This window comes from Azospirillum sp. A26, from assembly GCF_042604635.1.
Lineage (GTDB): Bacteria > Pseudomonadota > Alphaproteobacteria > Azospirillales > Azospirillaceae > Azospirillum > Azospirillum palustre.
The window spans coordinates 35,226-58,089 of sequence record NZ_CP170472.1 but is presented as its reverse complement, the minus strand read 5'-3'; the positions used below and the strand labels follow the sequence as shown (position 1 = coordinate 58,089).

The window sequence follows — 22,864 nt, the reverse complement described above, 5'->3', positions numbered from 1 at the left end:
TATCGGCGCGCCTCGCGGCGGACCGTCACTCCGGTTTCGGGTCGCGCCGGCGAGCCTGCCGCCGACCCTTGTTCGTAACAGTTACTGCCGGACGGCTTGCCTGGTAGAGCGACCACAGGTCCGGCCGTCGGGCCTCCGTGATCTTCTCCGCCTCGGCCAGCCGCCAGGCCTTGACCTTCCCATGGTGACCGGACAGCAGAACCTCCGGCACCGCGCGCTCCACACCCTGTCCGTCGGTCCAGACCGCCGGCCGGGTGTAGTGGGGGTATTCGAGCAACCCCCGTTCGAAACTCTCTTCGCCCGCCGTCTCAACGTTGCCCATGACGCCGGGGAGCAAGCGCACCACGGCATCCATCAGGCTGAGCGCGGCGAGTTCCCCGCCGGACAGCACGAAATCCCCGAGGCTGACCTCTTCGAGGCCGTGCGCATCGAGGACCCGCTGGTCCACCCCTTCGTACCGGCCGCAGAGCAGCGTCACCACCGGGGTGGCGGCCAGCTCCTTGACCAGTTCCTGGTTCAGCACCCGTCCGCGAGGCGACAGATAAATCGCCCGGCTGCGTCCCGGTGCCCCCACAGGTCCCGCCGTCGCAGTCAAAGCCGCGTCCAGCACGTCGGGCCGCATGACCATGCCGGCCCCTCCGCCGAAGGGGGTCTCGTCGACGGAGCGGTGTTTATCGCGCGCGAACGAGCGAATGTCCACCGATTCCAGCGCCCAGACTCCATTTTCCAACGCCTTGCCGGCCAGCGAGTGGCCGAGCGGCCCCGGAAACATTTCCGGGAACAGCGTCAGAACCTTGGCCGTCCAGACCCGCGGACCGTCGGCGCCGTGATTCACGGCCCCTCCTCCCCGCTCCGGTCTCCGTCCTCTTCACCCCCGGCCTCCTCCGCCTCGTCACCGGAGCCCTCGCGGGCCTCGATCACGGCGGGAAGGTCGACGACGATGCGACCGCCCCGGACATCGACCGCCGGCACGCAGGCCTTGGAGAAGGGAAGCATCTCCAGCGGCCCGCCTGCGGTCCTGATCTCCAGCACGTCGCCGGCGCCGAAGTCGTAGATCGCCTTCACCGTGCCGTAGACGGTCCCGTCGGCGAGTTCCGCACGCAGGCCGATCAGATCGGCATGGTAGAACTCGTCCTCGTCCTCCGTCGCCGGCAGGGCACCGCGCTCCACATAGAGCCGCAAGCCTGCCAGGGCCTGCGCCTGTTCGCGGCTGGTCACTCCGTCGACCTTGGCAAGGAAGTTGTCCTTGACCATGCCCTGGAGCGTCACCGTGAACCGGCGGGTCCCCGTCTCGTCCGACAGCGGGCCGTAGGTCATGATGTCGGCGGGTTCGGCGGTGAAGCTTCGCAGCTTCACCAGCCCCCGCACGCCGTGCGATCCCGCGAACTGGCCGACACAGATTTTGGCGGTCATCGAAGGAGCACCCGGCACGTCGTCACAACCTCAACCCTGCGGGCCGGATGGCCCACATTCACCCGTATCAGCCCCAAGGTCAGCCTTCTGCGGCCGCCGCGGCAGCGGCGGCCTCGGCCTTCAGACGCTCCTGCGCCTTGGCCTTCGGAGCCGACTTCTTCGGGGTCTCGCGGACGGCGGGCTTCTCGACCAGGCCGGCAGTGGCCAGGAAGTGAACGACGCGGTCCGTCGGCTGGGCGCCGACCGACAGCCAGTGCTTGGCGCGCTCGGCGTTCAGGATGATGCGCTGCTCGTGCTCGCGCGGCAGCATCGGGTTGTAGGTGCCGATCTTCTCGATGAAGCGGCCGTCACGCGGGCTGCGGGCGTCCGCGATGACGATCGAGTAGAACGGACGCTTCTTCGCACCACCGCGAGCCAGACGAATCTTCAAAGCCATTGGTCGAAACTTTCTCTTCTCAAGTCAAACAGGTATCGGGTGATTTCGAGAGGCGGTCGGGTCAGCCGAAAGGCCCCTTCCCGCCAAAGCCGCCGAGTCCCTTCGGCAGCAGATTTCCGAGGCCGCCGCGCAGCATCCCCTTCTTCCCAAGCTTCTGCACCTGCTTCATCATTCCGCGCATGGTCTCGAACTGCTTCAGCAGCTTGTTGACCTCCTGCACCGAGGTGCCGGAACCGGCGGCGATGCGCTTGCGGCGCGAAGCCTTGATAAGGTCGGGGTTCTTGCGCTCCGCCTTGGTCATCGAGGAGATGATCGCCTCCTGGCGCTTGATCATCCCGTCGTCGACGTTGGCGTCCTTCAGCTGGTCCTTGATCTTGCCGATGCCCGGCAGCATTCCCATCAGGCCGGACATGCCGCCCATCTTGCGGAGCTGCTTCAGCTGCATCGCCATGTCGTCGAGGTCGAAGCCCTGGCCCTTCTCCATCTTGCGGGCGAGCTTTTCGGCCTCGTCCTTGTCGATGGTCTCGACGGCCTTCTCCACCAGCGACACCACGTCACCCATGCCGAGGATTCGGCCGGCGATGCGGTCGGGGTGGAAGGGCTCCAGCGCGTCGATCTTCTCGCCGACGCCCAGCAGCTTGATCGGCTTGCCGGTGATCTGGCGCATCGACAGGGCCGCACCGCCGCGGGCGTCGCCGTCGATGCGGGTCAGCACGATGCCGGTGATGCCGACCTTGTCGTTGAAATTGGTGGCGACGGTGACGGCGTCCTGGCCGGTCATCGCGTCGGCGACCAGCAGGGTTTCCACCGGCTTCGTCGCGTCGCGGACGGCCGCGACCTCCGCCATCAGCTCCTCGTCGATGGCGAGGCGGCCGGCGGTGTCGAGCATGACGACGTCGTAGCCTTCGAGACGGCCGGTCTCGATGGCGCGCCTGGCGATGGCGACCGGGTCCTGGCCCGGCACGATCGGCAGCGTGGCGACGCCGGTCTGCTCGCCGAGAACCTTCAGCTGCTCCTGGGCGGCCGGACGGCGGACGTCCAGCGAGGCCATCAGGACCTTCTTGCGGTCCTTCGTCTTCAGGCGCAGCGCGATCTTGGCGGTGCTGGTGGTCTTGCCCGAGCCCTGGAGGCCGACCATCAGGATCGGCACCGGGGCGGCGGCGTTCAGGTTGATCTCGGCGCCTTCGCCCAGCATCTCCACGAGGTTGTCGTGGACGATCTTGATGACCTGCTGGCCGGGGGTGACCGACTTCAGCACCTCCTGCCCGACGGCGCGTTCCTTCACCTGGGTGACGAACTGCTTGACGACGGGCAGGGCGACGTCAGCCTCCAGCAACGCCACGCGAACTTCGCGCAGTGCGGCGGAGACGTCCTCCTCGGTCAGCGCGCCACGGCGGCGCAGCTTGTCGAAGATGTCGCCCAGGCGTCCGGTCAGGCCTTCGAACATGCGTTACTCGTTCCCCAGTTCCGGGTCCAGCGTCAGAGCCGCCACCCGCACAAGCACGAAAGCGCCAGTGCGCGAATTTCGCGGACTGGCGGAGATACCCGGCGTTGGGCCGGGGTACCCGGTCTATCGACTTTGCGGAAGACAGGTCGGCGGACCATAGAGAAGCCGGCAGGCCGAGTCAACCGCCGCAGTCGGTCTTTTGCCGTTATCCTTACGTCTGCCTTGCCCCGCGGCGGTTATCGGTCCCAAGCTTGTCACAAGCCATCAACCCTTAACCAAATTTTGGCGACTCTTTCGGATTATGAGTCACCAAATAGAGAAGGTATGCCGGCGATGTCGTCCGCCCAGGGCTTTGGCTCCAACAGCCCGCGAACCAAGCTGACCCAGAGCCAGCTCAACGCGATCCTGTTGCGGCACCAGGCATTCCGCAAAAGCCAGCCCGGCGGCGTGCGCGCCAACCTGAAGATGCGCGACCTGTCGCATCTCGATCTCTCCGGCATCGACCTGTCCGACGCCGACCTGTCGGGAGCGAAGCTGTTCAGCGCCCGGCTGACCGGCGCCAACCTCGCCAACGCCAACCTCTATGCCGCCGACCTGCGGCTCGCCAATCTGGAGAAGGCCGATCTGCGCCGGGCCGATCTGCGCGGCGCCTGCCTGCGCGGTGCCGTGCTGAGCGAGGCGACGCTGGTGGAGGTCGACCTGCGCGACGGCACGCTGCTGCATTACGACTCCAGCGGCGGGATGTACGCCCACGAGTATGAGGATTCCGTCCTGACGTCGGAACTGACGGCGGCGACCATCCGCGGCGCCGACCTGTCGCGGGCCAAGATCGCCAACGCCTTCGTCATGCAGACCGACCTGACCGACGCCGTCCTGCGCGGCACCAAGTTCATGCGCGCCAACCTGACCGGCTCCAACCTGACCGGCTGCGACCTGACCGACGCCGACCTGACGGAGGCGAACCTGTCGGGCGCCCGGCTGTCGGGGGCGGTGATGACCGGCTGCGCCATCAACCGCACCAATTTCAGCGGCGCCACGCTGATCGGCGCCATCCTGGACGCGGCGCAGATGCGTTCGCCCAACCTTCAGGCGGCGGTGCTGGCCAAGACGCTGGAGAACCCGGAAGACGACCTGCGCGAGATGCTGATGGAGCATCTGAGCTGGATCGACAGCGGCGGCAAGTCCGGCAAGCGCGCCGACCTGTCGGCGCTGGACCTGTCGGGGCGCAAGCTGGACGGCATCAACCTGTCGGCGGCGATCCTGCAATGCATCGCGCTGCGCGGCGCCAACCTGTCCGGTGCAGCGATGGCGATAGCCGACATGTCGCTGGCCGACCTGCGCAAGGCCGACCTGTCGAAGGCCGATCTGCGCGGGGTGAATTTCGAACGTGCTACCCTGACCGGCGCCAACCTGACCGGCGCCCAGCTCGGCCCCGTCCATATCCAGACGATGAGCGGCCATGTCTGGCGCGCCAACCTGCAACGCGCGCGGCTGGGCATGGCGCTGCTGTGCAAGGCCGACCTGCGCAAGGCCAACCTTTCCGGCGCCAACCTCGCCGGTGCCGACCTCACCGGCGCCAACCTCAGCGAGGCCGACCTCACCGGCGCCGACCTGACCGGTGCGGTGCTGGACGGCGCGACGATGGATCAGGCGATCGTCGAGGAAGCGATCGGGCTGGCCAGCTGAGCTGGTCGGTTCAGGGTTTCGGTTTCAGGCGGCCAAAGTTTTAAACGGACGGCCCGCCCCGCCGGGCCATCCAGTCGCCGGAACCGTAGACACTGCGAACATGGTGGACCAGCAGGTTGCGGGCATCGATCAGCTGGCCCATCCGCTCGCGGCAGGCGACGATGCCGGTGTCCGGGTGATAGACCGGCGCCAGTTCGCGGAAGCGCCGCCGCACCTGATCCTCGTCGAAGCACCATTCATTGACGAAGCCGAACAGCTGGGCGGCGTCGCGCACCTGCGTGATGCGACCGTCGAGCGGCTGGAAGGACAGGCGTTGCAGCGCATGGGCCAAAGTCTTGTTGCGGTAGCCCAGCGTCTCCACCGCGGCTTCGAGCCGGCGGACATCCTCGCCCGGCAGGATTCGGGCGCCGGGATCGGCAAGCGCCAGGGCGGCGGCCAGCGCCTTGCGGATCTCACCGTCGCTGGCGTCGGTCTCTCCCACCTCCAGCAGCGCCTCCCCCTCCGGATCGCGCGGGCCCGGATCGGCACCCGCCTTCAGCGCCAGCAGCAGGGCTGCGGCGACAAGCATCGGCACCCCTGCCCCGCGGGTGGCGGCCAGCTCCAGAACGGCGGCACGGAACCGGGCGCCGCAGGGCACGGCCCGGCCGGGGGTGGATGAGGAAACGGTCTCTTCCGGTGCGGTCATCGTCGGCGCCAACACTTGGTGGAAGCGGGCGCGAGTCTACGCAATCGCCGGAGTCGCCGCAATCGCACCGATGGACGCGGGACCAGGGATAAAAGAGGCTGGATAAAAGAGGCTGGATGACGGGGATGGAGGATCCGCTTCCGGATCACTGCGCCTTCATCGCTCCCGGCTTGGCCGGCAACCGGTCGAGCAGTTCGCCGATATAGGCGGTCTCGTCCTTGCCGGCCATGGCGGCGAAGCCCTTCAGCATCTGGCTGCCGAAGGTGAAGACGCTGGCAAGGTCGATGCGCCACGCCCCGCCCTCGCGGACGAAATCGGCAGGGACCAGCGCCGGCCGGTTGTCGACCATCAGCAGGCCCGACGCCCGGTCGCCCTTGACCCGCACCGGCCCCAGCGCACTGCGGGAGATGACGTTGGGTCCGAGCCAGCCGGCTTTCAGCGCATGGTTGGCGATGTCGCCGACCGACATGCGCCGCAATTCCGCCGGACCGAGATAGCGGCGCAGCCCCATGGCGGCGAAGCGCTCCGCCGGCTCCAGCCGTTGCAGGGGCGCATCGCCGGGCTGGCGGGCGGCGTCGCGCACCGACTCCAGCGCCTTGACCGAATTGCGGGTGAGCAGCGGAATCACCGCCGCCCCCCGCTTCTCGGACAGCGCCGTGCGGGCGGCGTCGAACGTGGCGGCGACCTCGCGCTCCTCCGGCGTTTCGCGCGGCGGGGCGGCGAAGCTGGTGGCGGCGGCGATCAGGACGACGAAGAAGGCGAGAAAGGCGACACGCATACCGGAGAGAACCCGAAAACGGAGGGAAACGTCACGCCTTCTCCTCGACACCGAAGAATTCGAGCTGCCAGCGCATCTCTTCATCGGTCATCGGATAGTGCGTGCCGTCCCGAGCATTAAGCGCTGTTTTTGGCGGAATCTGGGCGAGCCGCAGCTGCACCTGCCGGGCGAAGCGCATGGTCAGCCCGGCGCGCCACACCAGGGCGGTAACGGCGCGCGGCGCATGGGTGGCGACGATGCGGTCGACCACCGGCAGCGGGATCTGCGAAAGCTCCGCGAGCGCGGCCATGACGAAGCCACGGTCACCTTCGACCATCGAGCCCTCGATCAGCTTCTCGGTCAGCTTGCCTTCCTTGTTCAGGCGTGCCGCCTTGTCGCTGGGACGCTCGACCGGCTTCTCCGGTCCGGCAGCGGCGGCGACCGCCTCCTCGCCGAAATCGACAGGGCCGAGCGGCAGGCCGGGTGCCGCGCCGCCCGCCGCCTGTCCCACCCGCTGGCGCACCGCCTCCACCAGCCCGCGCGCGGCAGCCGGGTCGAGGTCGTCGCGGTCCTGCAGGACCTTCAGCAGATTGTCGGCGACGAAGCTGGCCAGCCGCGCCACCGCGCGGGCCGGCAGCCGCGGGCGGCGGACCAACGGCGAATGCCAGGGCTCGTGCTGCGGCGCCTGATCGAGGATGCGGTCGAGCGTCTCTTCGCGGATCTGGGCCGACGGGTTGCCGAGCAGTGCCGTCACCGCCGCCTCGTCGTCCGAGCGCGCGATGGCGTCGGCGACGGAGGCGGTGACATTGTGCCGGCTGGCGATGGCGGTCATCGCGCCGCGCACCGGCCCCTTCATGATGATGTCGGTCAGATCCTCTTCGGTGAGGATCGGCGAATGCTGCAACACGGGCGCGCAGACCGACAGCTCGACGTCGCGGGCCAGCCGGTTGATCACGCCGTGCGGGGCGTTGGGCAGGTCCTTCAGCGCTTCGGCCAGGATGCCGCGCACCTCCGTCGCCTGATCGCGGGCCAGCGTTTCCAGGCATTCCACCGTCAGCCGCTCGATCTGCATCGCCTGGTCGGCCGACAGTTCCGGCAGCAGGCGGGCGATCTTGCGCGCCACCGCCTGCCGCACCATGACCTCGCGGTCCTTGGCCAGCAGCAGGTCGGCCTGCCGCGGCGTGCCGGCATTGGTGGCGATGGCGCGCCGCACCTCGGCTGCAGCATCGGCGGCGAGGAAATACAGCAGCTCCGGCCGGGTCTTGGGATGCTCGGCGACCTTCCGGCGAACCGCCGGATCCTCGCTCTGCACCATCCGCTTGGCGGATTCGTAGTCGGCGGGGTCGAGGGTCTCGGGACGCGGATTGGCAGGCGGGGTCACGGGATAGGCTCCGCGGCGGAAACATCGGAGGAAGGTGGCTGAGCGGCCGCCCGATAGGCGGGGGCCAGGGCGAAATGGCCCTTGCCGCTCTTCTTGGCGTCGTACATGGCGGCATCGGACCGGTCGGTCAACTCCCGCACCGATTCGCCGCGGCCGGGGGTGTGGACGGCGATGCCGATCGACAGGCCCAGCGGCTTCTCGGGACTGGCCGACAGGTGGGCCAGATCGCGCATGCCGTTCAGCAGCCGTTCGGCGACGATGCGGGCCTTCGCCTCGTCGGTGCGGCCCAGCCACAGCACGAATTCGTCACCGCCGAGGCGACCCGGCAGGTCGCCCGGCCGCACCCCGGTGCTCAGCAGCGTGCCGATGGCCTTCAACACCGCGTCGCCCTGCTGGTGGCCGTGCAGATCGTTGACCGCCTTGAAATTGTCGAGGTCGACATAGAGCAGGGCCGACGGCCCGCTGTCCGGCCGGGAGATCGACTCCTCCAGCCGTTCGAAAAAGGTGCGGCGGTTGAACAGGCCGGTCAGCCCGTCGCGCTCCGACAGGCGGCGCAGCCGTTCCTGGTAGGCGAGATGGGCGTGCGCGATGCCGATATGGTCGGCCACGCCCGACATCAGATGGCGGTCGTCTTCGTCCCACGGCTCGGAATCGCCGGTGCGCCAGACCAGCAGCGCGCCGTTCGCCGCCTGCCGGTACTCCGTCCGCTCGCCGATCAGCTGCACGTCGCCCAGCCGGTCGGTCACCAGCCCTTCGCTGTTGGCGATGCGGTCGAGCAGGGCGGTGCCGACCTCCGGCAGTTTTGCGCCGAACTCCGCCACCAGCGACAGGACGACACGGCCGCCGGCCGCGCCCTCCTCCGCCCGATAGATGCGGCAGCCGTCGGCGCTGAGCGCCCGCGCCGTTTCGGTCGCGGCAACGGCCAGCGCTTCCGCGGCGTCGAGCCGGTCACGCAGGGTGTGGACGATGTGACCGAGCAGCCGTTCGCGGTTCCGGATGCGCGCCAGCTCGTTGGAGCGCAGCACCTGTTCGGTCACGTCGCGGCAGACACCGCGGGCACCGATCCAGTCGCCCTGCACCCCGAACAGCGGCAGGGCGGAGGCGACGACGCAGGCCGGCGTGCCGTCGGCGCTCTTCAGCCACAGCTCGGTCTGGTCGACCGCCCGGCGGCAGTCGAACGGCATCGGCAAATCTTCCGCCTCCTCCAGCGCCAGGCTGCGCGGGTCGCGGCCGATCAGCGCGTCGGCCGGATAGCCCAGCGCGCCCTTGTGGCTGACGAAGACGAAGGTGCCGTCCGGCCCGGTCTCCCAGGCGAAGTCGGAGGAGACCTCCACCAGATCCTTGTAGCGCCGCCGCGATTCGGTCAGCGTGTGGCGCAGCTGGCGCTCCAGCGTGTCGTCGCGGCCCAGCAGCAGGAACCCGCCGTCGGGCAGCGGCACGCCGGCCCATTCGACGATCATGATCCCGCGCAGCGATTCCACCGGCACCGACCGCAGCCCCGGCGCCACGCTGGACGCCGACAGCCAGTTGCGCAGCTCCGGCAGCCAGCGCGGATCGCTGTCCATCATGTCTTCCGCCTCGGCATTCGCTTCGGCGACGGCCAGCGCCGAATCCAGCCGCAGGGCCGGGCCGGGATACAGCGCGACCAGCGTCACGGGGCCGGTCTGGCCGCCGGTGGAGGCGGAAGCGGTGGCGAAGGTACCGGTGGTCAGAAGAAGGTCCACGGCAATCCCAGAGGGCAATCCACGAGGCTTGCGGGCCACGAGGCAGGCGGAGCGGAAACCTTTGGCTGTAAACCATTACAAGGTCTGGTCCATGCTACCTCTTTAGGGGTTAATCTTCAATCAACCAACGACGCGGGGAACTCCCCATAGCGGCGGCTTGGCCAAAGGGCGGCTGCGCGCCTGCGACTATGTGAAGCGCCTTGCGGCCGGCCGGCGGCGGCCCCATTCTTGGGGGATGACCGTCCCGACCTCCCCCCAGGACAAGGCCGCCGCACCGGCGCCCAGTTCCACGACCGGCTCCGTTTCCGGCCCTGCGACCGCTCCGCCCGCCGCCCTGCGCGACCGCGCCGTGTGGATCTTCGACCTCGACAACACACTCTATCCGGCGTCCTGCAACCTGTTCGCCCAGGTCGACCGCCGGATCAACGAGTTCATCGCCGACCATTTCAACATCGGCATGGACGAGGCGCGGGTGCGGCAGAAACAGTTCTTCCGCGACTACGGCACCACGCTGCGCGGCCTGATGATGGAGCATGACGTCGATCCGGTCGCCTACATGGATTATGTCCACGACATCGACGTGACCGGGGTCCAGCCCTCCGCCCTGCTGGCCGACGCGCTGGCGCGGCTGCCCGGCCGCAAGATCATCTACACCAACGGCTCGGTCCGCCATGCCGAGAACGTCGCCGGCCGGCTCGGCATCCTCGACCGGTTCGACGCGGTGTTCGACATCGCCGCCGGCGGCTTCGTGCCGAAGCCCGATCCCCGCCCCTATGCCACGCTGGTCGAGCGCCACGGCGTCGATCCCGCCGACGCCTGCATGGTGGAGGACATCGCCCGCAACCTCGCCCCCGCCCATGCGCTGGGCATGACCACCGTCTGGGTCCGCGGCGAGCAGGAGTACGAGAAGGCCGGCGTCGGCGCCGGGGTCCACATCGACCACACCGTCGACGACCTGCCCTCCTGGCTGGCGGCGGTGGCTGGAGTTTAAGGGGCGCGTCCGGGGGCTTTGTCGCAAACCGGCCGACGCCGGCCGCGGGTATGGTTGGCAGCGGTATGGTTGACAGCGGCCGCGATGCGGCTCCATGGTGCCGTCCCTTGGACAATCGACAGCAGAACGACCGCGCCATGAGCCACGCCAGCCTGCAAGCCACCATCGACGCCGCCTGGGAAAACCGCGCCGATCTCACCACCGCCACCACCGGTTCGGTCCGCGACGCCGTGAATTCGGCGCTGGACGCGCTGGACGCCGGCGACCTGCGCGTCGCGGAGAAGACCGCGGACGGCTGGACGGTCAACCAGTGGCTGAAGAAGGCGGTGCTGCTGTCCTTCCGCCTGAACGCCAACGAGATGATCCCCGGCGGCCCCGGCGGCTCCTCCTGGTACGACAAGGTGCCGCCGAAGTTCGAGGGCTGGAGCGAAGGCCAGTTCCAGAACGCCGGTTTCCGCGCCCTGCCCGGCGCCATCGCCCGCAAGTCGTCCTACGTCGCCCCCGGCGTCATCCTGATGCCGAGTTTCGTCAATGTCGGCGCCTACGTCGACAGCGGCACCATGGTCGACACCTGGGTCACCGTCGGCTCCTGCGCCCAGATCGGCAAGAACGTCCACCTGTCGGGTGGCGTCGGCATCGGCGGCGTGCTGGAGCCGTTGCAGGCCGATCCGGTCATCATCGAGGACAACTGCTTCATCGGCGCCCGCTCGGAGATCGTCGAGGGCGTGATCGTCGAGGAAGGTGCGGTCATCTCCATGGGCTGCTACATCGGCGCCTCGACCAAGATCATCGACCGCCACACCGGCGAGATCTTCATGGGCCGCGTCCCGGCCTATTCGGTCGTCGTCCCCGGCTCGCTGCCCGGCAAGCCGTTGCCCGACGGCACCCCGGGCCCGAGCCTGTACTGCTGCGTCATCATCAAGCGCGTCGACGAGAAGACCCGCTCCAAGACCGCGATCAACGACCTGCTGCGGGATTGATCCGACAGCAGGTCCAGCGTCACCCCCGCGAAGGCGGGGGTCCAGGCGTCGCATACAGCACTCCGGCCCCGGCACCTGGATCCCCGCCTTCGCGGGGATGACGACCGGCGGAGGCCGGGCCGGTTGGAAAAGAGCCGCATGACCATCGACCCCGTCGCCCTCGCCCAGGATCTGATCCGCTGCCCCAGCGTCACGCCGCGCGACGACGGTGCGCTGGGCGTGCTGGAGGCGGCGCTGGCGCCGATGGGCTTCACCTGCCACCGCCTGCGCTTCCAGCAGGAGGGGACCGAGCCGGTCGAGAACCTCTATGCCCGGCTCGGCACCGCGGGGCCGAACTTCTGCTTCGCCGGCCACACCGACGTGGTGCCGCCGGGCGACCGGGGCTGGACGGTCGATCCCTTCGCCGGCGAGGTGATGGGCGGGCGCCTGTTCGGCCGCGGTGCGGTGGACATGAAGGGCGCCATCGCCGCCTTCGTCGCCGCCGTGTCGCGCCGGCTGGAGGACGGGCCGCCTGCCGGCTCGATCAGCCTGCTGATCACCGGCGACGAGGAGGGGGTGGCGATCAACGGCACCCGCAAGGTGCTGGACTGGCTGGCCGAGCGCGGCGAGCGCATCGATGCCTGCGTGGTCGGCGAGCCGACCAACCCCAAGGCGCTGGGCGACATGATCAAGATCGGCCGGCGCGGCAGCCTGACCGGCTTCCTGACCGTGTTCGGCGCGCAGGGCCACGTCGCTTATCCGCATCTGGCCGACAACCCGCTGCCGCGGCTGGTCCGCATGCTGGCCGCCATCACCGAAGACCCGATGGACGAGGGCACGGCGCATTTCCAGCCCTCCACCCTGGCGCTGACCACCATCGACGTCGACAACACGGCGACCAACGTCATCCCGGCCCAGGGCAAGGCGACCTTCAACATCCGCTTCAACGACGCCCACACCCCGGCCGGCATCGAGGCGTGGCTGCGCCAAACCTTCGATGCCGTCGGCGGCGCCTATGAGCTGGAGGTCTACTGCTCCGGCGACAGCTTCGTCACCCCGCCGGGTCCGCTGACCGAGCTGGTGGCCGAGGCGGTGGAGGGGGTAACCGGGCGCCGTCCGGAATACTCGACCACCGGCGGCACGTCGGACGCGCGCTTCATCAAGACTGTTTGCCCGGTGGTGGAATTCGGGCTGGTTGGCCAGACCATGCACAAGGTGGACGAATATTGTTCGGTGGAGGATCTGCGCCAGCTGACCGCCATCTACGAGTCGATCCTGAAGGGCGTGTTCACGCGCCTTGCCGGGTGAGAGGTCTGACCGGGACACCACGATGCCGCTGACCACGCCCGCCATCCTGTCCGCGCTGAACGGCGCCTGGCGGCTGGCCCGCTTCGACCGGACGGGGATGGAATTCTTCGACCGCACGCCGGACGGCGCGCTGAACTCCTTCTACGCCGCCCTGGTGGTGTTGCCGGCCTATGCGCTGCTGCTGGCGATCCGCCTGTGGGACCAGCTGGACGGCACGCCGGTCCTGCAGCTGGTGACGGTGGAGGGCATCGCCTACGTCGTCAGCTGGACCGCCTTCCCGCTCGCCCTGTTCCGCATAGCGGCACTGCTGGGCAAGGAGCAGCTCTATCCCGGTGCGCTGACCGCCTACAACTGGTCGGCGGTGGTGCAGATGGGGATTTATCTGCCGGCCATCCTGCTGTCCGCCAGCGGCCTGCTGCCGTCCGGCGTGTCCGAAGCGCTGGTCTTCGGCGTCATGATGGCAATGCTGACCTACCAATGGTTCGTCCTGCGCACCGCCCTGTCGCTGTCGGGTCTGGCCGCCGCGGCCCTGGTGATGCTGGACCTGTTCCTGTCTGCCGCGATCAGCGATCTGGCGGACGGGATGCTGTGATCGGGATGTCGTGAGGGCCAGGAAATCCCTCACGACACCCTGACCCACCATTACCCCTGCGTGCTGACGCCCGCGTCGGCGAAGGTCGCCATGCCGGCGTGGCATGCGACGGCCGACTTGACGATGTTGATCGCCAGCGCCGCACCGGACCCCTCGCCCAGCCGCATGCCGAGATCGAGCAGCGGCTCCTTGCCGATCAGTTGCATCAGGCGGGTGTGCCCCGGCTCGACCGAGCGGTGGGCGACCATGCAATGGTCGAGCGCCCGGCGGTCGGCCTTGTAGAGCACCGCGGCGGCGGCGGTGCAGGCGAAGCCGTCGAGCAGGACCGGAACGCGGGCAACGCGGGCGGCCAGGATGGCGCCGGCAATGGCGGCGAACTCGTAGCCGCCCAGGCAGCGCAGCGCCTCGAACGGGTCGTCCTTGGCCTGCGGGTTGGCGGCGACGCCGGCCTCCACCGCGGCGATCTTGCGGGCAAGGCCCTCGTCGTCGATGCCGGTGCCACGGCCGGTCCAGTCGGCCGCCTCGCCGCCGAACAGGGCGAGGCAGAGCGCCGCCGCCGAGGTCGAGTTGGCGATGCCCATCTCGCCCAGCGCCAGCAGCTGGACGCCCATCTCCACCGCCATCATGCCGTAGGCCATGGTGCGGCAGCATTCCTCCTCACCCATGGCCGGGCCCTGGGTGAAGTCGGCGGTCGGGTTTTCCAGGTCCAGCTCATAGACGCGCAGGTCGGCGTCGGCCACCTCGCAGAGCTGGTTGACCGCCGCCCCGCCATTCTGGAAGTTGGCGACCATCTGCACCGTCACCTCGGCCGGATAGGCCGAGACGCCGCGGGCGGCCACGCCATGGTTGCCGGCGAAGACGGCGACGCGCGGACGGCGGGCTTCGGCCGGGTGCTGGCCCTGCCAGGTCGCCATCCACTGCGCGATCTCCTCCAGCCGGCCGAGCGACCCGGCCGGCTTGGTCAGCTGCCGTTCGCGCTGGAGGGCCGCGGTGCCGGCCTCCAGATCGGGGCCGGGCAGGTTGCGCACGAGCGCGCGGATTTCCTCGAAGGTGACGGCGGGCTGCTGGTTGCTCATGATCGGTCCTGAGGGGTGAGCGCCAAAAACGGCGCGACCTTGCACCCATCCGGCCGTCAAGTCAAAGCGCCAGCGTAGGGCATTATGCCGCCTTGGAGACCGCGTCGGTTCCGGCAGCGCCCGCCGTGGCGGACGCCACCGGCGTCGCCGACTCAGAGCCGACGATGCGGCCCAGACCGAGGCCGAAGCCCACGGCGACGCCGGTGCCCGACGACTGGTCGGTCCGCACCGGCTCGTCACGCATGCGGCGATGCTCCTTATCGCGCAGGCGGGCCGGGCGGCCGCTGACGCTGTCGACCTCGTCCGGCGTCTCCAGCGCGTTCAGCGCCAGCACCTGATAGATCGACAGCGGCGTGCCGTTCAGCGCCTTGGCCGGGGCCGTCGGCACCTGGGTGGTGAAGCCGTCCGGCATGTCCTGCTTGCGCACCGCGTCGTTCGCCACCTGGGCCGGGGCGAAATTCGCCATCGGGTTTTCGGAGAATTTGGAGGCGAAGCGGTCGTAGATCTCCTTCAGCGACTTCGCCTTGCCGGTGGCCTTGTCGTAGAAGACGTTCTTGTTGGCGGCGGCGGCATCGGGGAAGACGTCGCGGGCGGTGCGGCCGGGGTTCTCCTGCATCGCGTTCAGGAACTTCGAGGCACCGCCGGCGCCCAGGAAATGCGCCATATACAGCTCGGTCGAGCCGATCTTGCCGTCGACCGTCTCCTCCAGATACTCCTTGTTGTCGCGGGTGTATTCCGCGGCCATCAGGGCCGACGCGGTCGGATCCTTGCGCAGATCCAGGATCTCCTTCTTCATCTCCGGGTCGGAGACATAGGGCCGGCCGTCGCCGCGGGTCTGGATGGCGTTGGCGTATTTGCCGTAGCCATGGTCGGCGCCATGCTCCTTCATCGTCTGCAGCCAGGTGCTGTCGATGAACTGGTAGAGCCCCGTCGCCGAAGAGGAGGAGGACTTTACGTCCGTGCGGTACCCGCTCTCCACGGCAGCTTTTTCCATGAGGTAGGAAAAATCGACCCCCGTCTTCGCGCTGGCATTGCGCACGGCAGCCTCCACAGTGGCCGGCCCGCGCGAGGCGGCGGCGGCTTGGGCGGCGGCGTTGCTGGGATTGCCGAGGGCGGAAGCGTAGGTCATGGGTCGATCCCCGTGTGAAGGCCCCGATAGGGGGCAGCCTCTCTTATGCAGACGCCGTGCCAGTCGGCTGGAGGGTTGATGCTGCCCCATGGCTGGCCTAGCCTTGACGATGGGGATGGACGCGGCATCCCACCCTCTCGCCAAGCGCCATCCGATGCTGTATGTTAACCTATAGGTAAACCAAACAATTCGCCCTGGGAGAACCGCCCCGCCATGACCTACACCGCTCCGGTCGACGATCTGCGCTTCGTCCTGAACGAGGTGGTCGGCCTCGACGCCATCGCCGCCCTGCCCCAGTGCGACAGCGCCGCCCCCGATCTGGTCGACGCCATCCTCGAAGAGGCCGGAAAATTCGCTTCCGGCGTGCTCGCCCCGCTGAACCGGGTGGGCGACAAGGAAGGGGCCAAGCTGGAGAACGGCGTCGTCCGCACCGCCACCGGCTGGAAGGAGGCCTATGGCCAGTTCACGCAAGCCGGCTGGAACAGCCTGCCCTTCGAGCCGGAGTATGGCGGGCAGGGCCTGCCCTGGACGGTCTCCTTCGCGGTCAACGAGATGTGGCAGGCCGCCAACCTGTCCTTCGGCCTGTGCCCGCTGCTGACCCAGGGCGCCGTCGACCTGCTGACCGAGCATGCGAGCGACGAGCAGAAGGCGGTCTACCTGTCGAAGATGATCTCCGGCGAATGGACCGGGACGATGAACCTGACCGAACCGCAGGCGGGCAGCGACCTCGCCGCGGTGCGGACCAAGGCGGTGCGGGCCGGCGACGGCAGCTATCGCATCACCGGGCAGAAGATCTTCATCACCTATGGCGAGCATGACCTGACGGAGAACATCGTCCATCTGGTGCTGGCCCGACTGCCCGACGCCCCGGCCGGCATCAAGGGCATCAGCCTGTTCATCGTGCCGAAATTCCTGCCCAACGCCGACGGCACGCCAGGCCAGCGCAACGACCTGCGCTGCGCCAGCCTGGAGCACAAGCTGGGCATCATGGCCAGCCCGACCGCCGTCATGGCCTATGGCGACGACGAGGGCGCCATCGGTTACCTCGTCGGCGAGGAGAACCGCGGCATCGAATACATGTTCACGATGATGAACAACGCCCGGCTCGGCGTCGGCATCCAGGGTGTGGCGATTGCCGAGCGCGCCTACCAGCAGGCCCGCGACTATGCGAAGAGCCGCGTGCAGAGCAAGGATCTGGCCGATCCCAAGGGCTCCGGCGTCGCCATCATCAAGCATCCGGACGTGCGCCGCATGCTGCTGGACATGCGCGCCAAGACCGAGGCGGCCCGCGCCCTGGCGCTCTATGCCGGCACGCAGCTCGACATCTCCCGCCACCACGAGGATGCGGCGGTGCGTGCCGTGGCCACGGCGCGGGTCGATGTGCTGACCCCCATCGTCAAGGCGTGGTCGACCGACATCGGCTGCGAGGTCGCCTCCACCGGCGTGCAGATCCATGGCGGCATGGGCTTCATCGAGGAGACGGGAGCGGCCCAACATTACCGCGACGCCCGCATCACCCCGATCTATGAGGGCACCAACGGCATCCACGGCAACGACCTGACCTTCCGCAAGACCGGCCGCGACAAGGGTGCGGCGGCCCGTGCCTTCGTCGCCGACATGCGGGCGACCGTGGACGAGCTGGGTGCCGCCCCCGGCGACGACCTCGCGGTGATCCGGACCGAGCTGTCGGCCGGGCTGGACGCGCTGGACCGCGCCATCGACTGGATGGTGGCGACCCAGGCCGAGGGTGACCTGCAAGGGGCTGCCGCCGGCGCGGTGGCCTATCTGAAGCTGTGGGGCACGGTTGCCGGCGGCTGGATGCTCGCCCGCTCGGCGATGAAGGCAATGGAGGGCCTGCGCCAGCCCGGCGCCAACGCCTCCTTCCTGGAAACCAAGCTGATCGTCGCACGCTTCTACGCCGAGCAGGTCCTGGCGACCGCCCCCGCCCTGCTGCCGACCATCGCCAGCGCCCGCAACACGGTGATGGCACTGAGCGAAGAGCAGTTCTGAGGTCTGCACCCCTGTTTTGCGGGGGTGGATGGAACGTTTGAAACGCCGTGAAACGGTTTTCCGGCCCCTGTTCAGGTGTTCCACGCCAACCGCGCGAGGGCGGCGGGGAGCGGTGAACGGGGCGGGAAACCGGGCAACGGGGGACATGGGGACTCCGCGGGAAAACAGGACGTTAATCCTATATCCAGCAGATGCTTCAGACAACGTTCCGCCGAAAATCGGGCCGGACGGCGTTCGCCCTCAAGATGGCATTTTGCCAAAGCCAGCGCGGCTTTCCCTCTCCCGGGGCGGGAGAGGGCGTTTGTCAGCGCGCCAAGCCCCTCTCTCCCAGGGGAGAGGGGCTTTCCCTGTGTCGCTTCACCCTATACTTCCGTCGGCTTCCGACAGCCCCGCTTTTTCGGGGAGCTTTGTTATCGCCTATCGAATGAGCATGGTCCGAATGGCCAACTGAACATCCTTGTTATCGGTGATAGCGTCCCATTGTTCGCGTCACCAACAAAGATGAAGTCGAAAGCCATGACAAGCACGGAGACCCATACAGAGACGCATACGGGCCGCTGCTTTTGCGGTGCGGTCGAGGTGGAGGTCACCGGCTCGCCGGAGGCCATGGGCTATTGCCACTGCCGGTCCTGCCGCTCCTGGTCCGGCGGCCCGGTCAATGCCTTCACCCTGTGGAAGCCCGACGCGGTGCGCGTCACCGCAGGCGCCGAACATCTCGCGACCTTCCAGAAGACGCCGGTCAGCCAGCGCCAGTATTGCGCGAAGTGCGGCGGGCATCTGATGACCAATCACCCGCCGCTCGGCCTCGTGGACGTCTTCTCCGCGACCCTGCCGACCCTGCCCTTCGCCCCCGCCGTCCATGTCAACTATGCCGAGACCGTGCTGCCGATGCGGGACGGCCTGCCGAAACTGAAGGACTTCCCTGTGGAGTTCGGCGGTTCCGGCGAAACGATGGCGGAATAGCGATTCCGCTCACCAGTAGCGCATCGCATCCGCGTACAGCCCGCGCAGATCGTCCTCCGACACCGGGCGCGGGGCGATGGTCAGCAGGCGTTGCTGGGCGGCGGCGCCCCTGACCAGCCCCGGAATGTCGGCCTCGCCATAGCCGAGCGCCGACAGCCCGTTCGGCAGGCCGGTCGCCCGCATCATGCCGATCAGCCGGGCCGCCAGCAGTTCGCCGCCATCCTCCGACGCCGCACCGCGCACATCCGCCCCCAGCGCCTCGGCGGCGCGCAGATGGGCCTCGGGCGCGGCCGGGCCGGTGAAGCGGAAGGCGGCGGGAGCATTCAGCACCACCGAGATGCCGTGCGGCACCATCGGATCCACCGTCTCGTAGCCGGTGGCGGTGAAGCTGTGGTTCATCCCGGCCACCGAATAGGACATGGCGTGCGGGATGTGCACCCCGGCATTGCCGAAGGCCAGACCGGCCAGCGTCGCCGCGAACATCAGGGCGTCGCGGGCTTCCGCACAGTCGGGGTCGTTGACCGCCCGTTCAAGCCACTGTCCACCCAGCCGGATCGCCTGCAGGCTGCCGATGTCCGACCACGGGTTGGCGCCCTGGTAGGGCGGGCGGGCCGTCGGCGACTCCGGCTTTGGGCGGGAGCGGAAGGGGCGCGCGGTGTGGCTCTCGATGGCGTGGGTCAGCACGTCGAAGCCGGTGGCGGCGATGGCGCCGGGCGGCAGGCTGTCGATGGTGCGCGGATCGACGACGGCGAGGCTCGGCCGCAGGTAACGCGACGAGATGCCGGTCTTCACCTGCTTTTCCACATGGTCGAAGATGGCGACGCCGGTGGTCTCGCTGCCGGTGCCGCAGGTGGTCGGGCAGGCGATGTGCGGCTTGACCGGACCGGGAACCGGGATCCCCTCCCCCAGCGGCTTGTTGACGTAGGCGAGGAAGTCGGCCGGATAAGTGGCATAGAGGTTCGCCGCCTTGGCGGTGTCGATCACCGATCCGCCGCCGATGGAGACGTAGCCGTCGAAACCGCCGTCCCGCGCGAAATCGGCGGCGTCGAGGAAGGAGGCGCTGGTCGGCTCCACCCGGCAGCGGTCGAACACCACCGGATCGACGCCGGCCCGCTTCAACCCATCGAGCGCCATGGCGAAAGGCGCCGTCGTCGCCACCCGCGGGTCGGTGAACAGCGCCACCCGCGTCATGCCCAGCGACAGCGCGTCGCCACCCAGCTCCGCCAGCATGCCGGGGCCGAACTTCATCCGCGCCGCCTCGACGGTGAAGCCCTCCTCGCCGTCGGGCAGGATGGGATAGGCGTTGCCGTGCGTGTCGCTTGCCATGAGCGCTGCTCCTCCGGTGGCGGGGGCCGGATTTCCGCTCCGGCCCATCCTTCACCGTATGGGAGCGTCCCCCGCCCGGCCTGTCAATGCGTCCGTTGGTCCAACAGAGTGTCCGTGGGCAGATCATCTGTCGGCGGTGGCGGCTCCGGCGGCGTGCCGGCCGCGGGCGGACGCAGCAGCCGCTGATAGAGCCAGCCGGTGCCGACCAGACAGAGGCCGAGGCCGAGGAAGGAGGCGACGCGGTACATCCCCTCCAGGTCCGCCATGTCGCTGAGGAACACCTTGGCGACCACCGCCAGCACAAGCACAAGCCCGGCATGGCGCATCCAGCCCCAGCCGAAGCGGATGCCCACCACCAGCATCGCCACCGCGAACAGCAGGAAGCCGGCCGAATAGCTGTACCATTCGGCGTCCGACATCTCGTAGCCAGACAGGACCGGCCCCTGGAACGAGCGGCGGATCTCCAGCGCCAGATTGGTGGCGATCAGCAGCAGCGGCAGCACCGGGGCGGCACTGCGCAGGGCCGTCGACGGCGGCGGATCGTACCAGAGATAGACCAGCCCCAGCAGGGCCGGCGCGCCATAGGCCAGCAACAGCCGGTTGACCACCGGCCAAGTTCCAACCCACTCGTCGTTCCACAGCGGGTTCAGCGCCATCAGATGCAGGAACAGGGCAGCCGTGGCCGCCATCAGCACCAGGAAACGCCGGCCCCACACCGCGACGGGCCGCGCGCTCCACCGCCGGTCGGCCGCCAGCAGCAGGGCAAGGCCGAGCCAGGACAGGGTGTGCAGAGCCACCTCCGCCAGGCTGGACGGCGCCTCCTGCAGGCTGCCGGCCATCCAGCGATGGATGCCCAGCGACAGCATCAGGGTGGTGAAGATCAGGGCGCCGGCCTCCAGCACCATCACCACCAGATCGTCGCCCTTCCCGCCGGGAGCGGTCCGCATCCAGCGCGCCGCCACGAGGAAGCCCAGCGCCGGCAGGCCATAGCCGTAGGCGATCCAGCCATAGCCCTCGTAATCCAGCACGGAGGGGTTGATCGCCAGCCGGACCAGCACGGCGACCGCCACCAGCAGGGCAACGCCGCGCAGCTCGCGCAAGTTCAGCTGCCGCTCCAGCCACGCCAGCACCGGCACCTGCATCGCCAGCGCGACGGTCAACCACGCCTCCTGCAGGACCATGGTGGCGCCGAGCGCGATGGCGCCGGTGGCCCCGGCAGCGAAGGCGGCCAGCCCCAGCGAGGCGCCCGGCCGGTGGCGATGACGGCCCAGCGGCGTGGTGGCGCCGACCAGCAGCGCCGCCAGACCCAGCGCCGCCGCCGGCCAGCCGATGGCGGTCTCCGGCGGCTCCACCAGCGCATAGGCCAGCGTCAGCAGGGCGAGCGGCACCAGCGCCGAGATCGAGGCCCACAGCGCCGCCCGCCGCGCGTCCCACAGCGCAATGAAGCCGCCGACCCCGAACAGGGTGGCGAATCCGCCCGCCACCCACAGGAAATGCGCGACCGCCGCCGGATAGCCGGCCGGATCGACGACGATCAGCGGCTGACCATCGGCATTCAGCGGCGGCGGGCTGGCCGGCACATAGGGCAGGCTCCAGGGCGCCAGCGACAGCAGCACGCTCAGCGCCGCGATCCAGGCGACGCCGGCGATCCGCTCGGTCCGCCGCCCGCCGACCATCGCCAGCAGGGCGAACAGCCCGAGGACGATCAGCGAGACCGAGCCGTGCGAGTCGATCCAGGTGACCGCGGCGACCAGCACCCCGAACACCACCGTCGCCGTCATCGCCAGCCGGTCGGCGGGATGGCGCTGCTTGCGCCGGGCCCAGTCGGGCAGCGCCGTGCGCCATCCGGTGGCAGGGGCCGGCTCCGGCAGCGTGTGGTCCAGCACGCCGCGCACCGCCGGCACCAGGAACAGCGCCGAGGTCACCAGCAGATAGAGGCCGGTCGGCAGCTCGTCGCCGCTGCGCCAGGGATCGATCATCCACAGCAGCGGCCACAGCGCGGCACCGGCCAGCGCCCCCCAGCCGAGCCAGCGCCAGCCGCGATACAGCACCACCCCCATCCCGGCGCCGTTCAGTGCCAGCAGATAGGCGAACAGGCTCCAGGCGTCCGGGTTGCCGGTGGACACCAGAAGGGGCGAGACATAGCCGGCCAGCAGCCCCAGCGCGGCGATGAGCGGCCCTTGCAGCAGCGACAGGCCGATGGCGGCCAGCGACAGGCCGGCCAGCAGCGCGAAGGCGACCAGCGGGGTGAACAGGCCGAACAGGGCGAAGCCGCCATAGACGCTGATGAAGGCGGTGAACAGGCCGGCGGCGGTCAGGGCCGGCGGCACGTAGTCCGGCTGCACGGCGGCGACGGCGCGCTGCATCGGCCGGCGGCGCAGCCACTCGCCCCCCACCATCAGCCCCAGGCCGGCGAGCAGCCCCAGCGCGACGCGGACCGACGGCCCGAGCCAGCCATGGTCGACCGACAGCTTGATGAAGAAGGCCGCCGCCAGCGCCATGGTGCCGCCGCCGAGCCAGATCAGCCAGCGCGAGGCCAGCGATTCCTCCAGCTCGCGCCATCCCGTCCGCGCCGGGGCCGGAGCCGCGGGTTGCGCGGTGGTCTGCGGGGTTGGTGGCGGCAGCGGCTCTTCCGCCTCGGATGCGAAGACCGGTTCGCCGACCGCCTCCGGCGGCGCCTCGACCTCCGGGACCGCGGCCTCGGCGGGTGCGGCTTCCGCTGCCGCTTGCGGTGGCAGGCCCCCGCTCAGCGCCTTGTCCAGCCTGCCGCGCAGAAGGGCGATCTCCGCCGCCTGCGCCTTCAGCCGCCGGTCGAGCCGGTGGGTGAGGAAGCCGAAAATCAGCAGTAGGACAACGAACTCCATGACCGCACCGCCTGCACGCCGTTGCCCCGACTTCGGGGACGTTTCGTGGCAGGATAGCTGTGCAACAATGCACTGTCTCGGTCGTGCTAGAGGCTCCCCCAATGGAGAGTCCCGCCG

The 22,864-nt window shown here is 69.2% G+C and carries 19 protein-coding genes; 7 read left to right on the top strand and 12 right to left on the bottom strand.

What is annotated here, in order from left to right; translation table 11 throughout:
- Positions 1-25: 25 nt before the first annotated feature.
- From trmD to ffh, 4 genes are all read right to left on the bottom strand, one after another.
- Positions 26-772, bottom strand: coding sequence for a tRNA (guanosine(37)-N1)-methyltransferase TrmD (trmD, locus tag ABNQ39_RS00740; RefSeq protein ID WP_376959741.1), 747 nt, complete (start codon positions 770-772; stop codon positions 26-28).
- A 59-nt stretch (positions 773-831) separates the two neighbouring features.
- Complete coding sequence (rimM, locus tag ABNQ39_RS00735; protein WP_376958310.1) at positions 832-1,413, bottom strand: ribosome maturation factor RimM; 582 nt, start codon at positions 1,411-1,413, stop codon at positions 832-834.
- Between the two features lie 79 nt (positions 1,414-1,492).
- Positions 1,493-1,849, bottom strand: a complete 357-nt coding sequence (gene rpsP / locus ABNQ39_RS00730) for a 30S ribosomal protein S16 (protein WP_042704821.1) — start codon at positions 1,847-1,849, stop codon at positions 1,493-1,495.
- 61 nt (positions 1,850-1,910) lie between these two features.
- Positions 1,911-3,296 carry a signal recognition particle protein gene (gene ffh, locus ABNQ39_RS00725; RefSeq protein WP_376958309.1) on the bottom strand — a complete coding sequence of 462 codons (1,386 nt, stop codon included), beginning with the start codon at positions 3,294-3,296 and terminating at the stop codon, positions 1,911-1,913.
- Positions 3,297-3,629: 333 nt separating this feature from the next.
- On the opposite strand from ffh, the gene ABNQ39_RS00720 reads away from it, so the two are divergent.
- Entirely contained in the window at positions 3,630-4,982 is a 1,353-nt protein-coding gene (locus ABNQ39_RS00720; RefSeq protein WP_376958308.1) for a pentapeptide repeat-containing protein, read from the top strand.
- A gap of 40 nt (positions 4,983-5,022) precedes the next feature.
- Here ABNQ39_RS00720 and ABNQ39_RS00715 read toward each other — a convergent pair whose 3' ends face one another.
- From ABNQ39_RS00715 to ABNQ39_RS00700, 4 genes are all read right to left on the bottom strand, one after another.
- The gene (locus ABNQ39_RS00715) at positions 5,023-5,667 is read right to left on the bottom strand and encodes a hypothetical protein (protein WP_376958307.1); all 645 of its coding nucleotides are present in this window, start codon (positions 5,665-5,667) and stop codon (positions 5,023-5,025) included.
- Between the two features lie 145 nt (positions 5,668-5,812).
- The gene (locus ABNQ39_RS00710; protein WP_376958306.1) at positions 5,813-6,445 is read right to left on the bottom strand and encodes a hypothetical protein; all 633 of its coding nucleotides are present in this window, start codon (positions 6,443-6,445) and stop codon (positions 5,813-5,815) included.
- A 31-nt stretch (positions 6,446-6,476) separates the two neighbouring features.
- On the bottom strand, positions 6,477-7,805 hold the full coding sequence (locus ABNQ39_RS00705; RefSeq protein WP_376958305.1) for a DUF2336 domain-containing protein: 1,329 nt from the start codon (positions 7,803-7,805) through the stop codon (positions 6,477-6,479).
- Entirely contained in the window at positions 7,802-9,529 is a 1,728-nt protein-coding gene (locus ABNQ39_RS00700; RefSeq protein ID WP_376958304.1) for a sensor domain-containing diguanylate cyclase, read from the bottom strand. Before ABNQ39_RS00700 ends, ABNQ39_RS00705 begins: the two co-directional genes overlap by 4 nt.
- A gap of 235 nt (positions 9,530-9,764) precedes the next feature.
- Between ABNQ39_RS00700 and ABNQ39_RS00695 the strand changes: the two genes are divergently transcribed.
- The 4 genes from ABNQ39_RS00695 (at position 9,765) to ABNQ39_RS00680 (ending at position 13,379) form a co-directional block, all read left to right on the top strand.
- Complete coding sequence (locus ABNQ39_RS00695) at positions 9,765-10,520, top strand: pyrimidine 5'-nucleotidase (protein ID WP_376958303.1); 756 nt, start codon at positions 9,765-9,767, stop codon at positions 10,518-10,520.
- 137 nt (positions 10,521-10,657) lie between these two features.
- A complete protein-coding gene (gene dapD, locus ABNQ39_RS00690) occupies positions 10,658-11,500 on the top strand; it encodes a 2,3,4,5-tetrahydropyridine-2,6-dicarboxylate N-succinyltransferase (RefSeq protein WP_376959740.1) in 843 nt (280 codons plus the stop codon).
- Between the two features lie 138 nt (positions 11,501-11,638).
- Positions 11,639-12,787: a succinyl-diaminopimelate desuccinylase gene (gene dapE / locus ABNQ39_RS00685; protein ID WP_376958302.1), complete on the top strand. Its 1,149-nt coding sequence runs from the start codon at positions 11,639-11,641 to the stop codon at positions 12,785-12,787.
- 22 nt (positions 12,788-12,809) lie between these two features.
- Positions 12,810-13,379: a hypothetical protein gene (locus tag ABNQ39_RS00680; protein WP_376958301.1), complete on the top strand. Its 570-nt coding sequence runs from the start codon at positions 12,810-12,812 to the stop codon at positions 13,377-13,379.
- A 50-nt stretch (positions 13,380-13,429) separates the two neighbouring features.
- Here ABNQ39_RS00680 and cobT read toward each other — a convergent pair whose 3' ends face one another.
- Positions 13,430-14,455: a nicotinate-nucleotide--dimethylbenzimidazole phosphoribosyltransferase gene (gene cobT / locus ABNQ39_RS00675; RefSeq protein WP_376958300.1), complete on the bottom strand. Its 1,026-nt coding sequence runs from the start codon at positions 14,453-14,455 to the stop codon at positions 13,430-13,432.
- A gap of 82 nt (positions 14,456-14,537) precedes the next feature.
- Complete coding sequence (locus tag ABNQ39_RS00670; RefSeq protein WP_376958299.1) at positions 14,538-15,584, bottom strand: transglycosylase SLT domain-containing protein; 1,047 nt, start codon at positions 15,582-15,584, stop codon at positions 14,538-14,540.
- Positions 15,585-15,797: 213 nt separating this feature from the next.
- Here ABNQ39_RS00670 and ABNQ39_RS00665 point away from each other — a divergent pair, with 213 nt between their 5' ends.
- Together ABNQ39_RS00665 and ABNQ39_RS00660 are read left to right on the top strand one after the other, a co-directional pair.
- Positions 15,798-17,594 (top strand): acyl-CoA dehydrogenase, encoded by a 1,797-nt coding sequence (locus tag ABNQ39_RS00665; protein ID WP_376958298.1) that lies wholly within the window; start codon positions 15,798-15,800, stop codon positions 17,592-17,594.
- Positions 17,595-18,110: 516 nt separating this feature from the next.
- The gene (locus tag ABNQ39_RS00660) at positions 18,111-18,557 is read left to right on the top strand and encodes a GFA family protein (RefSeq protein WP_376958297.1); all 447 of its coding nucleotides are present in this window, start codon (positions 18,111-18,113) and stop codon (positions 18,555-18,557) included.
- A gap of 9 nt (positions 18,558-18,566) precedes the next feature.
- On the opposite strand, the gene ABNQ39_RS00655 is transcribed toward ABNQ39_RS00660, so the two are convergent.
- Complete coding sequence (locus ABNQ39_RS00655; protein WP_376958296.1) at positions 18,567-19,883, bottom strand: hydroxyacid-oxoacid transhydrogenase; 1,317 nt, start codon at positions 19,881-19,883, stop codon at positions 18,567-18,569.
- An 83-nt stretch (positions 19,884-19,966) separates the two neighbouring features.
- Positions 19,967-22,747 carry a DUF2339 domain-containing protein gene (locus ABNQ39_RS00650; RefSeq protein ID WP_376958295.1) on the bottom strand — a complete coding sequence of 927 codons (2,781 nt, stop codon included), beginning with the start codon at positions 22,745-22,747 and terminating at the stop codon, positions 19,967-19,969.
- Positions 22,748-22,864 lie beyond the last annotated feature (117 nt).